This window comes from Sphingomonas sp. FW306-1B-B10E (assembly GCF_058782005.1).
The window spans coordinates 13819-27592 of the sequence record NZ_JBYSXG010000058.1 but is presented as its reverse complement, the minus strand read 5'-3'; the positions used below and the strand labels follow the sequence as shown (position 1 = coordinate 27592).

At 67.1% G+C, this 13774-nt stretch carries 9 protein-coding genes; 5 read left to right on the top strand and 4 right to left on the bottom strand.

Annotated features, from left to right (window positions below; translation table 11 throughout):
* The first annotated feature begins 96 nt into the window (after positions 1-96).
* Both purE and AC3WJI_RS18210 read left to right on the top strand, forming a co-directional pair.
* A complete protein-coding gene (gene purE / locus AC3WJI_RS18215) occupies positions 97-582 on the top strand; it encodes a 5-(carboxyamino)imidazole ribonucleotide mutase (RefSeq protein WP_492758709.1) in 486 nt (161 codons plus the stop codon).
* A complete protein-coding gene (locus AC3WJI_RS18210) occupies positions 579-1649 on the top strand; it encodes a 5-(carboxyamino)imidazole ribonucleotide synthase (RefSeq protein WP_492758708.1) in 1071 nt (356 codons plus the stop codon). Before purE ends, AC3WJI_RS18210 begins: the two co-directional genes overlap by 4 nt.
* An 88-nt stretch (positions 1650-1737) precedes the next feature.
* On the opposite strand, the gene AC3WJI_RS18205 is transcribed toward AC3WJI_RS18210, so the two are convergent.
* Positions 1738-2037: a hypothetical protein gene (locus tag AC3WJI_RS18205; protein WP_492758707.1), complete on the bottom strand. Its 300-nt coding sequence runs from the start codon at positions 2035-2037 to the stop codon at positions 1738-1740.
* Positions 2038-2060: 23 nt separating this feature from the next.
* Positions 2061-4910 (bottom strand): M16 family metallopeptidase, encoded by a 2850-nt coding sequence (locus tag AC3WJI_RS18200; RefSeq protein WP_492758706.1) that lies wholly within the window; start codon positions 4908-4910, stop codon positions 2061-2063.
* 255 nt (positions 4911-5165) lie between these two features.
* Between AC3WJI_RS18200 and AC3WJI_RS18195 the strand changes: the two genes are divergently transcribed.
* The 3 genes from AC3WJI_RS18195 (at position 5166) to clpB (ending at position 11251) form a co-directional block, all read left to right on the top strand.
* On the top strand, positions 5166-6800 hold the full coding sequence (locus AC3WJI_RS18195) for a M20/M25/M40 family metallo-hydrolase (protein ID WP_492758705.1): 1635 nt from the start codon (positions 5166-5168) through the stop codon (positions 6798-6800).
* Positions 6801-6879: 79 nt separating this feature from the next.
* Positions 6880-8604, top strand: a complete 1725-nt coding sequence (locus tag AC3WJI_RS18190; RefSeq protein ID WP_492758704.1) for an eCIS core domain-containing protein — start codon at positions 6880-6882, stop codon at positions 8602-8604.
* Between the two features lie 67 nt (positions 8605-8671).
* Complete coding sequence (gene clpB, locus AC3WJI_RS18185) at positions 8672-11251, top strand: ATP-dependent chaperone ClpB (protein WP_492758703.1); 2580 nt, start codon at positions 8672-8674, stop codon at positions 11249-11251.
* 112 nt (positions 11252-11363) lie between these two features.
* On the opposite strand, the gene AC3WJI_RS18180 is transcribed toward clpB, so the two are convergent.
* Positions 11364-11621, bottom strand: coding sequence for a hypothetical protein (locus AC3WJI_RS18180; RefSeq protein WP_492758702.1), 258 nt, complete (start codon positions 11619-11621; stop codon positions 11364-11366).
* Between the two features lie 80 nt (positions 11622-11701).
* Positions 11702-13711 (bottom strand): tetratricopeptide repeat-containing sulfotransferase family protein, encoded by a 2010-nt coding sequence (locus AC3WJI_RS18175; RefSeq protein WP_492758701.1) that lies wholly within the window; start codon positions 13709-13711, stop codon positions 11702-11704.
* Positions 13712-13774 lie beyond the last annotated feature (63 nt).

The window sequence follows — 13774 nt, the reverse complement described above, 5'->3', positions numbered from 1 at the left end:
CACTTAAGCCCCTCCCCTGAAGGGGAGGGGCTTAAGTTGGTTGCCCTCTCCCCCCTCGCCCACTAACAACCCACGCTTCCGCAACACGGGGCAGGCATGTCTGACGCAGCTAAAGTCGGCATCATCATGGGCAGCACGTCCGATTGGGAGACGATGCGCCATGCCGCGCGGGTGCTCGACGAACTGGACGTGCCGCACGAGACCAAGGTCGTCTCGGCACATCGTACTCCGCAGCGGCTCTACGATTATGCCGGCAGCGCCGCGGAGCGCGGGCTCAAGGTGGTGATCGCCGGCGCGGGCGGCGCGGCGCATCTGCCGGGGATGGCCGCGGCGATGACGCATCTGCCGGTGCTCGGCGTGCCGGTCGAGAGCAAGGCGCTGAAGGGCGTCGACAGCCTCTATTCGATCGTCCAGATGCCCGGCGGCGTGCCCGTCGGCACGCTCGCGATCGGCAAGCCCGGGGCGATCAATGCCGGGCTGCTCGCCGCGGCCATCCTCGCGACCTCGGACGACGCGCTTGCCGAGCGGCTCCAGGCGTGGCGCGCGGCGCAGACCGACAGCGTCGCGACCGACCCCGAATGACCATGCTCCCACCCGGATCGGTGATCGGCATCCTCGGCGGCGGCCAGCTCGGGCGGATGCTCGCCGTCGCCGCGGCGCAATTGGGCTATCGCACCCACGTCCTCGCCCCCGATGCCGAGAGCGTCGCCGCGCAGACCGCCTCCAGCTATACCCGCGCCGATTATCACAGCCGGATCGTGCTCGACGAAGTCGCCGGACAGACCGATGTGGTGACCTACGAGTTCGAGAATATCGCGATCGGGCCGGTCGAATATCTGTCGGGCAAGGTGCCGGTGCGGCCCGGCCCGCAGAGCCTGTCGATCGCGCAGGACCGCGCGCGCGAAAAGGCCTTTGTCGGCGCGCTCGGCGGTCGGACCGCGCCTTGGGCGCCGGTCTCGAGCCTGGAGGAGTTGAAGGCGGCGCTCGACACGATTGGCACGCCGGCGATCCTCAAGACCTTGCGGCTCGGCTATGACGGCAAGGGCCAGGTCCGCATCCGCGACGCCGGCGAGGCCGAGGCGGCCTGGGCCGAGATCGGCGAGCGGCCGGCGATCCTCGAGGGCTTCGTCACCTTCAGCCACGAATTCTCGATCATCACGGTGCGCGGGATCGACGGCGCGCTGGCCAGCTATCCGCCGCCGTGGAACGAGCACAAGGACGGCATCCTCGCGCGCTCGTCGCTCCCCGCCCCCGCCGAGATTGCGCGGCACTGGGCCGAGGCGGCGACATTGGCAGGCCGCGTCGCCGAGGCGCTCGGGCATGTCGGGGTGCTGACGCTCGAATTCTTCGCCTGCGCGGACGGGCCGGTGTTCAACGAGATGGCGCCGCGGGTGCACAATTCGGGGCATTGGACGATCGAGGGCGCCGAGACCTCGCAGTTCGAGAACCATATCCGCGCGATCTGCGGGCTGCCCTTGGGCAGCACCGCGCTGACCGGGAGCCATGTCGAGATGGTCAATCTGATCGGCAGCGATGCCGATCAATGGGCGGAGCTATTGGCCGAGCCGGGGACGCATCTGCACCTTTACGGCAAGGGCAATGCCCGGCCGGGGCGCAAGATGGGGCATTTGACGCGGGTTAGGCGGTAGTCGTTCCTCCCCGGAACGGGGAGGAAAAGAAAAAGGGCCCGCCTCCTCCTGGAAGCGAGCCCCTTGTCTCAACCAAAAGGCGAAGCCCTCAGCCGCGCGTGCCCGTGATCGGGAAGCTGCCGAACGCGCCCGCGGTGACATTGCCGTTGAGATTGTCGCCGTCCACCGTCGCCTCGACCGTCAGCGTCATCGGCATGGGGATGGTGATGTCGAGCGAGAAGGTCAGCGTGTCGCCATTGACCTTGCCGTCCTTGATGTCGGTGGTGCCGAGCCCGCCCGAGAAATTGCCGGTGAAGCTGTCGCCCGCGCTCTGCACGGTCAGCACTGCCTGCTGGTCGCCCATCGGCGACTTGGTCACCGTGTTCCAGCTGCCGTCAACGTTCGCCATTTCGTCTCTCCTGATCGAGGAAATCACTTCGACGCGGCGGCCGCGGGCGAGCCCGCCACCGACGCCGCTGGGACCACCTCGACAGGGAGGCCGAGGCTGTCAAGCTGCGGCTTGACGGTCTTGGCATCGCCGACGACCACCCAGACGAACTTTTTGGGGTCGAGAGAGGCGCGTGCCGCAGCGTCAAGCTGGGCGACGGTCATGCTCCGATATTTTTGCGTCACGGTGTCGTAGAAATTGTCCGGGCGGTGGCGCAGGTCGTTCTGCTGCATCGCCGAGAGCACCGCGCCCGACGTCTCGAATCGGCCGGCGAGCTCGCGGGTGGTGCCGTTGATCTCGCGCGTGAGTTCGGCCTCGGTGACGCCCTTGGTGGTCAGGAAGTCGCCGACCTGCTGCTGGAGCGCCTTGATCGATTCGCCGGTCTTGTCGGCCTGGACCGGCGCGCTGATCGTGTAGGGCACGGCCTTTTCGAGCCAGTCATAGCCGCCGCGCACGCCGTACGACCAATGCTTGTTCTCGCGCAGCTCCATGTTGATCCGCGACAGGAAGCCCGCGCCGAGCACCTGGTTCGCCGTGAGCGTGGTGAGCAATTCGCTCGACGGATCGAGCGACGTCATCTGCGCGGCGAGGATCAGCGACTGCGGCGAATCGGGCCGGTCGACCAGCACGATCTTGGGTGCGGCCTGCTTCGGCGCGACGGTGAACGCCTTGGTGCCCGCAGCGCCCTGCCCAGCCCAATTGCCGAAGCGCGCCTCGAGCGCCGCCTTGACCTCGGCGAGCGGACGATCGCTGACCACGAAGATCTTGGCTTTGTCGGGCCGGATCCAGGCGCGGTAGAAGGCGAGCAGATCGTCGCGGGTCAGCGCCTTGACCGCGACGGGGTCGCCGCCGCCCGCGCCGAGCTTGGCATAGGGATTGCCGGCCCCGTAGAGCAAGGGCGGCAGCACCCGGTTGCCGAGGCCCTGCGGATCGGTGAGCTCCTGCGCGATGCCGGTGAGCTGAGTCGCGCGGAGCCGCTCGATCTCGGCGGGCGCGAAAGCGGGATTGCGCACGACATCGGCGAACAGGTCGAGCGCGCCGGCCAGGTTCGGGCTGGGCGCCGCGACCGACAGATAGGTGCGATCGGCCGAGCTGCCGGCGCCGATCGTCGCGCCGAGCCGCTCGCGCGCTTCGGCGATCGCGATCGAATCCCTGCTGGTGGTGCCTTCGTCGAGCAACCCGAGCATCAGGCTCTGCGTGCCGAGCTTGCCCGCCGGATCGGCAGCGGCACCGGCATCGAAGCTGATCACCACCTGGCTGGTCGGGACGGCGGCGCGATTGGCATAGACGATCTCGACACCGTTCGAGAGCTTGGCCCGGCTGACATCGGGGAAGTCGAGGTCGCCGATCTGCGACACCGCCGGCAGCGCGCCGCGCGTACCCTTGACGGCCTCGGCCTTGGGGGCCTCGGCAGGGCGGGCAGCCGCCGGGACGGTCGCGGCCTCCTGATAGGCTTCGCGCTGGCCGGGCTCGACCATGATCGTCAGCGCCGGGCGGGTCAGCCACTTCTTGCCCGCCGCCTGGACCTGGGCGGGGGTGATCCGTGCGGTCTCGGCGAGCTGCTTCTTGAAGAAGGCGGGATCGCCCGAATAAAGCTCGCCCGAGGCAAGCGCGACCGCCTTGCCGCCGAAGCCGCCGACCGATTCGAGCTCGAAGATGCGGCCCGACACCGCCTGGGTGGCGACGCGCTGGACTTCGTCGGCAGTGGGGCCGTTCTGGATCAGATCGGCGACGATCTCGTCGAGGCGCTTAGCGACGAGATTGGGATCGACCCCGGGCTTGACGATCGCCTGGACCCCGAAGATGCCGAGCTGCGACATCGACTGGATGCCGGCCGAGACCTGCACGGCGAGCTTTTCCTTGCGGACCAGCGCATTGTCGAGGCGCGAGCTGGCGAGCCCGCCGAGCACGTCACCGAAGGCATCGAGCGCGACTGCGTCGGGATCGTTCATCCCCGGCACCGCCCAGCGGCGCAGCACCAGGGTTGCAGCGACACGGTCCTGCATCTTGACCAGCTTGGGCGCGGCGAGCGTCGGCACCGTGACCGCCGGCAGGTTGCTCTTGGGCCCCGCGGCGATCTTGCCGAAATATTTCTCGACCAGCGGGCGCGCTTCCTTGGCGTCGATATCGCCGGCGAGCACCAGCACGGCGTTGTTCGGGCCGTAATGCGAGCGGAACCAGTTCTTGACGTCGTCGAGGCTGGCGGCATCGAGATCGGCCATCGAGCCGATCACGTTATGGCCATAGGGGCTGCCGGCGAGCAGTTCCTCGAGCACCTTGTAATAGACCAAGCCATAGGGCTGGTTGTCGCCCTGGCGCTTCTCGTTCTGGACGACGCCGCGCTGCTCGTCGAGCACGTCCTGCGTGATCGCACCGAGCAGATAGCCCATGCGGTCGCTCTCGAGGAACAGCGCACGGTCGAGCGCGGGCCGGGGCACGGTCTCGAAATAATTGGTGCGATCGAAGCTGGTGGTGCCGTTGAAGTCGGTCGCGCCGACCTGCTTGAGCGGCTCGAAGAAATCGCCCGGGGCGTTTTCCGAACCGTTGAACATCAGATGCTCGAACAGATGCGCGAAGCCGGTCTTGCCCTGCGGCTCGTGCTTCGAGCCGACATCGTACCAAGTCGACACCGCGACGATCGGCGCCTTGCGGTCGGTATGGACGATGACGCGCAGCCCGTTGGCGAGCTTGAACTCCTCGTACGGAATGTCGACGCGCTTGACGAGCTCGGCGACCGGGACCGGCTTGGCCGAAGGCGCCTGCTGCGCGGCGGCGGGCAAGGCGGTGGCGAGCGCGATCGCGGCTGCACTGCAGGTCATCAGGAACGACTTCATGTGGTGATCTTCCCCCGGGGAGCGTCGATATCGGCGCCGAACATAGCGAGGACGGTAACCGCTGCAACCGAATCCGCGGGCACGAGAAACGCAGTGCGAAGGGTCCACGCTCTCATCCCAATCGATGCGTTGTTATCCTCCCCCGCCAGGGGGAGGATAGCGGACCCCGGCACATGGTCGGGGCGACGCGTTGGGGTTGCGGCGCTCCGCACTTCGACTAGCCTGTATGTGTCCCTGCCAAGCGAAAGTCCCTTCATGCGCGCCGCCACCTTCCTCGCCGGGCTGTTGCTCGCCGCCGCGCCGCTCGCCGCGCACGGCCAGGCGCGCGACGAGCCCGCGTTCAGCGCGGCCGAGATCCGCAAGCACGTCACCTTCCTAGCCGACGACCGGCTCGAGGGGCGCGACGCCGGCACGCCTGGGCACGAGATCGCCGCGCGCTATGTCGCCGACCAGTTCGCCGCTCTGGGCCTCAAGCCGGGCGGGACCGACAAAAGCTGGTTCCAGCAGGTTTCGCTCACCGAATACGGCCTCGACCCGCGCCGCCCCGCCACGCTGCGGATCGGTACGCGCAGTTTCGCCAATGGCAACGACGTGCTGATCGCGCCGTCGCCGCGCTTCGGCAGCGCCACGCAGACCGTGTCCGGCGCGGCGGTCTTCGTCGGCTTTGGCATCGAGGCGCCCGATCTCGGTCGCGACGATTATGCCGGGCTCGATCTGCGCGGCAAATTCGCGGTGATCCTGCTGGGCATGCCCCGGGGTATGCCCAGCGCGACGGCGGCGCGGCTCATCGCCGAGCGCGGGATCGTCGCCGCCAGGCACGGGGCCGTGGGCATCCTGTACGTCGCCGCGCCGAGCGATGACATGCTGTGGCGCGCCGCGGCGAACACCGTCCCCCAGGATGCGACCAAGTGGCTGAGCGACGAGGGGTTTCCCGACGGGCAGGATCCCGGCGTGGCGATCGGCGCCTATCTGAACGCCGCTGCGGCAAAGGCGCTGTTCGCAGGCGCGCCGATGCGCATCGAGCAGATGTTCGCCGCCGCCGCGGCATCCGATGCCAGGGTCAAGGGGTTCGCGCTCAAGCAGCGCGCCACGCTCTCGCGCACCAGCAAGGTCCGGGCCTATCGCAGTCCCAATGTGATCGGCGTGCTTCCCGGGTCCGACCCGAGGCTCGCGAGCCAATATGTCGTGCTCAGCGCGCATCTCGACCATGTCGGTCGCGACCCGCATCTGCCGGGCGACCAGATCCACAACGGCGCGATGGACAATGCCGCCGGGGTGGCGACGATGCTCGAAGCGGCGCGCGCGTTCGCCAAGGGCAAGACGCGGCCGAAACGCTCGATCCTGTTCGTCGCGCTGACCGCCGAGGAGGACGGGCTGCTCGGCTCCAGCTATCTCGCCCAGCATCCGGTGACGGGAACGGGCAAGCTGGTTGCCGACGTCAATCTCGACATGCCTATCCTGCTCTACGATTTCCAGGACGTGATCGCGTTCGGGGCTGAGCATTCGACGATGGGCGAGATCGTCGCGCGCGCCGGCGCACGAATGGGGGTCACCGTCTCGCCCGATCCGATGCCCGAGGAGCAGTTCTTCGTGCGATCCGACCATTTCAACTTCGTCAAGGCAGGCGTGCCGTCGATCTTCCTGATGACCGGCTTCGCCAATGGCGGAGAGAAGGCGTTCCGCGACTTCCTGGCCAACAATTACCACCAGCCGTCGGACCAGCTCGACCTGCCGTTCCGCTGGGATGCGGGGGCGAAGTTCGCGCGGCTCAATTACTGGATCGCCCGCGAAGTCGCCGACGCGGCCGAGCCGCCGCTTTGGTACGAAGGCGACCCGTTCGGCGATCGCTTCGCGCCCGATGCAGCCAGGGCGCCACGGCGGGCCAACTGATCGCACCATAACGGAGGCGTCAGCACTCGCGCGCGCGGCGCAATCGGGCAAGCTTGGCTGCACAGCAACGGAGGTGCAGGTGGCCGAGCATTGCAGCCGGTCTCGCGATGCCGCCAAGACCGGCACGGCGCAGCGGGTCGAGGCGGTCCCGGGACACGTGCTTTCCGGGCGCCGCCCGGTCCAGAGGATGAAGCATCACGCCGCGCAACTAAACACGCGTCCCGCCAATCGAACCGGCCTTCCTGATCGGCTCAAGACCGGCATCGAGGCACTGTCCGGAATCGCACTCGACGACGTCACTGTCCATCGCAACTCGTCTCGCCCGGCGCAGCTTCGGGCGCTTGCCTTTGCCCAGGGAACCGACATTCATCTCGGGCCAGGCCAGGAACGGCATCTGCCGCACGAAGCATGGCACGTCGTCCAGCAGAAGCAGGGCCGCGTCCAGGCCACGATGCGATCGGGTGGCGCGCCCATCAACGACGATGTCCGGCTGGAACGCGAAGCCGACAGAATGGGCGCACGCGCTGCGACACATGTCGAAACGGCGCCAGCCCGGTCGCCTGAGACGATGGCGCTTAGCGCCGCTCCGGTCGCGCAATGCGCCGGGCATGTGCGGTTTGCCAATCTCCATCCGAACTATCAGGAAAAAGGCGACGCGATCGTTGACGGCCTGCTCAACACGCCGACCATCGCCACCTATCTGGGCACGCGCGATGTGCTGATCACGCTTGAGTTCGAAGCACAATTCGCCACGGTCAAAACCGTCGGGGACCAGGTGCAGATCAAGCTCTCACCTTGGTTCTTCGAGCAGCAGAGCCGCGGTCGTATCCTCGGCATGCTAGCCCACGAACTCGCCGTTCATCCGCTCGCTCGCGCCGCGATGAGCCCCGTGGAGATCGCCGGCGAGAACACGGCAGTGACCGCGAACACCGCCTACCCGACCGGCGTTCCCGGCCATGACATCCGTGCGGGCGAAGCCGGCCAGCAGGATCACGTCTTCGCGACGGTGGCCGGAGAGCCGCGCTTCGTTCATTATCGCCAGACCGTCTTCGAAATGGCCCGCGCGATGCACGCCGCTTCCCAGGGAGCCATGGCGCATGGCGTAACGCCAGCCCATGTCACCGATCTGATCATGACCTATCTCTCGGATCTGGCGATGATCCTCGCGACCAATGACCATCGCTGGAAAGTTGCCGTCAGAGCGGCATTGACCGCGCAGATCTTCAATCTTGAGCGGGCGCGCTGGATCAACTCGCTCAATGCCAACGATCCTGTGGAAGCTGCCCTGATAAACCTAACCCCCGGACCGAAGACCGGGGGGGACGTGCTTGGCGAGGTCACGGGCATGGTGGGGAGGTTCGCTCTAGGTCCCGCCCGGAACAGCAGGAGCGACGCGAACTACGAGCACGACAATCCTACAGGCGGCCCGCTTGCCCCGGTCAGCCGCATACAGGCCGACGTGATCAGCGATCACGGGCTCACGCTGGTTGGGCCCACCCTCGACCTCTTCGCGGCCATCGCAAATGCCGGCATGCTCAGCAATGTACGAGCCACTATAGGCACACGGCTAGGCAGCATCCCCACCCCTACCTCGCAGCAAGCCCGGATCCGCAACAGGCTATCGGCGTCGACCATCTATAATCCGCTTGGCTGGGATGCGCTCAACATGATTGCATGGGCGTTGAATAGGACGATCCGGATCCTCCAGCCCGACGGCAAGATGATCCAGGCAGACTATGCCGGCGCGACAATCTCGATCGCCTGGGTGAAGGAGCCCAACCCGCATTACCGGGTGTTGATGTAGCCCGGCCGAGGCCTTGTGTTGCACAATGGCAACACTACATTCGGCCCCGTAACCAAATGGGGCCAGCATGAACCTCGAGAAATTCACCGACCGCGCCAAGGGCTTCCTTCAGTCGGCACAGACCGTCGCGATCCGCATGAGCCACCAGCGCATCGCGCCCGAGCACCTGCTCAAGGCACTGCTCGAGGACGAGCAGGGCATGGCGAGCGGGCTGATCGGCGCGGCGGGCGGCGACGCCAAGCGCGCACTGGCCGAGACCGACGCGGCGCTGGCCAAGATCCCGGCGGTGTCGGGCGGCGGCGCGCAGCAAACCCCCGGGCTCGACAATGACGCGGTGCGCGTGCTCGATTCGGCCGAGCAGGTCGCAACCAAGGCGGGCGACAGCTTCGTCACGGTCGAGCGGCTGCTGCTCGCGTTGACGCTCGCCACCACCACCGCTGCGGGCAAGGCACTCGCTGCCGCCGGGGTGAAAGCCGAGGCGCTCAACGGCGCGATCAACCATCTGCGCAAGGGCAAGACCGCCGACACCGCCGGTGCCGAGGACCGCTATGACGCGCTCAAGAAGTTCGCTCGCGACCTCACCGATGCCGCGCGCGCCGGCAAGCTCGATCCGGTGATCGGGCGCGACGAGGAGATCCGCCGGACGATCCAGATCCTCGCGCGGCGCACCAAGAACAACCCGGTGCTGATCGGCGAGCCCGGTGTCGGCAAGACCGCGATCGCCGAGGGCCTGGCGCTGCGCATCGCCAATGGCGACGTGCCCGACAATCTCAAGAACCGTACCCTGATGTCGCTCGACATGGGCAGCCTGATCGCGGGTGCCAAATATCGCGGCGAGTTCGAGGAGCGGCTGAAGGGCGTGCTCGACGAAGTGAAGGCCGGCGAAGGCGACATCATCCTGTTCATCGACGAGATGCACCAGCTGATCGGCGCCGGTAAGACCGAGGGCGCGATGGACGCGGGCAATCTCCTGAAGCCTGCGCTTGCCCGCGGCGAGCTCCACTGCATCGGCGCCACCACGCTCGACGAGTACCGGAAGTACGTCGAGAAGGACCCGGCGCTGCAGCGGCGCTTCCAGCCGGTGTTCGTCGGCGAGCCCACGGTCGAGGACACGATCTCGATCCTGCGCGGCCTCAAGGAAAAATACGAGCTGCATCACGGCGTGCGGATCACCGACGGCGCGATCGTCAGCGCGGCGACCCTCTCCAACCGCTACATCACCGACCGCTTCCTCCCCGACAAGGCGATCGACCTGATGGACGAGGCGGCGAGCCGCATCCGCATGGAGGTCGAGTCCAAGCCCGAGGAGATAGAGAACCTCGACCGCAAGATCATCCAGCTCAAGATCGAGCGCGAGGCGCTCCGCAAGGAGACCGATGCCGCGTCGAAGGACCGGCTCGCCACGCTTGAGGCCGACCTCGCCAATCTAGAGCAGCAATCGGGCGAACTGACCGCGCGCTGGCAGGCCGAGAAGGACAAGATCAACGCCGAATCGAAGCTCAAGGAGCAGCTCGACGCCGCCAAGCTCGAACTCGATCAGGCGCAGCGCGCGGGCGATCTCGGCAAGATGGCCGAGCTCAACTACGGCACGATCCCCGCGCTCACCAAACAACTGGAAGCCGCACAGCAGCAGACCGGCAATGCGATGCTGCGCGAGGAAGTCACCAGCGAGGACATCGCCGCAGTCGTCGCGCGCTGGACCGGCATTCCCGTCGACAAGATGCTCGAGGGCGAACGCGAGAAATTGCTCCACATGGAGGAGCAGCTCGGCAAGCGCGTCATCGGCCAGTCGGATGCGGTCAAGGCCGTGTCGACCGCAGTGCGGCGTTCGCGCGCAGGGTTGCAGGACCCCAACCGTCCGCTCGGATCGTTCCTGTTCCTGGGACCTACCGGTGTCGGCAAGACCGAGCTGACCAAGGCGCTCGCCGAATTCCTGTTCGACGATCCCAATGCCATGGTCCGCATCGACATGAGCGAGTTCATGGAGAAGCACAGCGTCGCGCGGCTGCTCGGCGCCCCTCCCGGCTATGTCGGCTATGAGGAAGGCGGCGTGCTGACCGAGGCGGTGCGGCGGCGGCCTTATCAGGTCGTGCTGTTCGACGAAGTCGAAAAGGCGCATGGCGACGTGTTCAACGTGCTGCTCCAGGTGCTCGACGACGGGCGGCTGACCGACGGCCAGGGCCGCACGGTCGATTTCTCGAACACGATCGTGATCCTGACCTCGAACCTCGGGTCGCAATTCCTGACCAACCTTGCCGATGGCCAGAAGGTCGAGGACGTCGAGCCGCAAGTGATGGAGATCGTCCGCGCGCATTTCCGGCCCGAATTCCTCAACCGGCTCGACGAGATCATCCTGTTCCACCGGCTCGCGGCCGAGCACATGGCGCCGATCGTGGACATCCAGGTGGGCCGCGTCAGCAAGCTGCTTGCCGACCGCAAGATCCGGATCGAGTTGACCGATGCCGCGCGCGCGTGGCTCGGACGGGTCGGCTATGATCCGGTCTATGGCGCCCGGCCGCTCAAGCGCGCGGTGCAGCGCTATCTGCAGGATCCGCTCGCCGACCTGATCCTGCGCGGCGACGCCAAGGACGGGTCGACCGTGCAGATCGACGAGGGCGACGGCGCGCTGAAATTGAGCGTGGCGTGAACTGTTCCCCGGCGAAGGCCGGGGTCCAGTTACGGCGGTCTTCGAGAGGGCGGTCCGCACGCGCCGGCTTCGTCGAAACTGGGTCCCGGCCTTCGCCGGGGAACAGGCTAGCTCAGCAGCCCGCTTGGCGCTGGCAGGTGTTGGTCTGCGAGCGCTCGACATTCTGGCGGTCGAGCTGGCGCTGCTCGGCCCATTCGGCGCGAGTCATGCAGACCTTGCGTGTCTGGAGGCGGCTGCCGAGCACGTCCTCCTTCTTGCACACGACCTCGTTGGGGTCGCGCGTCTTGGGCTTGGATTCCTGCGCGGCCGCGAGCGGCGCGACGAGCGAGAGCAGGGAAGCCGCGACGATCGCGGTGGCGGTTCGAGTCATGGCACGATTTCCACTATAAGGCCGCCCGACAGCGGCTCCACGCCGGGATTTTGAGCGCGATCCGCGCCCGAGTCCAGTGCTCAGAGGCTGTAGCCGAATTTCTCGACCCAAGGCGCCAGCACTGGCAGCACGGGCTCGAGATGCGCGCGATAGCGATGCCAGCGGCCCGCGGCGCGCTTGTAGATCGGCTCGGTCACCTGCGAATAGCTGGCGGTGGTGATCAGCCCGCGCGCTTTGGCAGTGCGGGTATGGTCGAGCGCTTGTGGATGCCAATCGAGCCCGAGCCAGTCGAACAACGGCCGGACTTCAGCTTCGACATCCTCGATCAGCCGCTCATAGACGATGGGGTGTGCGGCGACGGGGAACAGCGTGCCCGCACGCTCCCAATGGCTGAAGCTCAGGTCGTAGAGCTCCACGGCATCCTCGATCTGCAGGAAGTTCGACATCGCGCGGTTGAGCCTGAAATTGCTCATGAAGCAGCTGAGCAGCACGTCGCACGGATGGCGCAGCGCGAGGATGAAGCGCGCCTCGGGGAAAAGCCGCTGGATCAGCGGAACCTTGGAAAGGAATAGCGGAGACTTGTCGATCAGCAGCCGTCCGTCGAGCGGCGCGAAGCTTGCAGCTTCCTCGAAATAGCGCGCGCGTGCCGCGGCGATCGCATCGGCATCCATCGCCGCGAGGTTTGCCAGCCCGCCGATCGCGTCGGCGACGATGTTGAGCGGCGGCTTTTCTTCCATCACTGCAGTGTCGGGATGGCCCATCAGGATCGTGTCGAGCAGGGTCGTGCCCGAGCGCGGGAAGCCGACGAGGAACACCGGCGCGGGCCGCACCGGCGCGGGCACGTCGCGCGTCCACCCCGCGACCCATTCGGGGGTCATCTGGGCCAGTTCGCCGCGCAATTCGTCGCGCAACTCTGCAGCGCGCTTGAGCGGCTCCGACACGTCCATCGCATGCAGCCGCGCGGTTTGCGCGTACCAGTGGAAAGCTTCGTCCGAGCGGCCGAGCCGGTCGAGCAGGGTCGCGCGCAGGTGCGCGGTGCGTTCAGGCTCGATCTCGGGCGGGACCAGGTCGAGCGCGGCCAGCCCCTCCTCGAAGGCTTTGGCTCGGCGGTGCTCGAACGCGCGCAGAAAGCTCAGCGTGCCGATATCCACGCCGTTCGCTTCGGCGCGCGCGACCAACGGTGCGAACGCGTCTTCGCGATTTGTGTGCTCGTAATGGATCACCAGCCCGAGATACGCATCGCGCGCGCCTGCATCGAGAGCGAGCGCCTGGAGATAAGCGCGCTCGGCCTTCTCGGTCTCCATCGCCAACGCATATTCAATGCCGAGTTCAATCTGGAGATCCGCGCGCGCGGGATCGCATTGCGCCGCCGCTTCGAGCATCGCCAGCGCCTCCCCTGCCCGGCCCTCAGCCTTGAGCAGCGCGTAGTATTCGCGGCGGACATGCGCATCCGTCGGGAAATCATGCACCGCGGTCCGCAAGATCGATTCGGCATCGGCTTGCCGCCCCGCGGTGCGCAGCGCGATCGCCAAGTTGATCCGGGTCGGCGCCGCATGCTGATCCATCGCTACCGCCCTTTCAAGCGCCGCAATCCCCGCCTCAAAGTCGCCAAGTGCCGAACGGGCGTTGCCGAGGTTGTTCCAGCTTTCGAAATCCTGCGGTGCGCGCTCCACCACGAACGCATAGGCTTCGGCCGCTTCGTCGAAGCGATCGAGCGCCTGCGCTAGAAAACCGCGGTAACGGGCGACGCGCAGCGACGGGTCGGCAAAGGCGCTTTCCCGTGTCGCCACGGCAAGCGCCGCTTCGCGATTTCCCAGATCGATCAGCACGGCGATCAGGTTACACAGGATCGTGACGTCACCCGGCCTCGCGCGATGCGCCTGCCCAAGCTGTTCGGCGGCCCCGGCGAGATCGCCCGCACGCGCCGCGAGCATTCCCAGAAAGGCGTGGAGCGGCGCCGGTTCCGGGCTTCGCGGCACCGCCTCCTCGGCACGCGCGCGGGCGCCGGCAAGGTCGCCGGCTTGGGCGGCGCGCATCGCCTCGCGAAGCGCCGCGGCGGTGGATGCATCGAGCGTGGGTGCAGTGGCCATGCGCCAGCTATGAACCGCCATGCGTAGCCGGCGCAAGCAGCGCAGGGCCGGCGCGCGATGGTT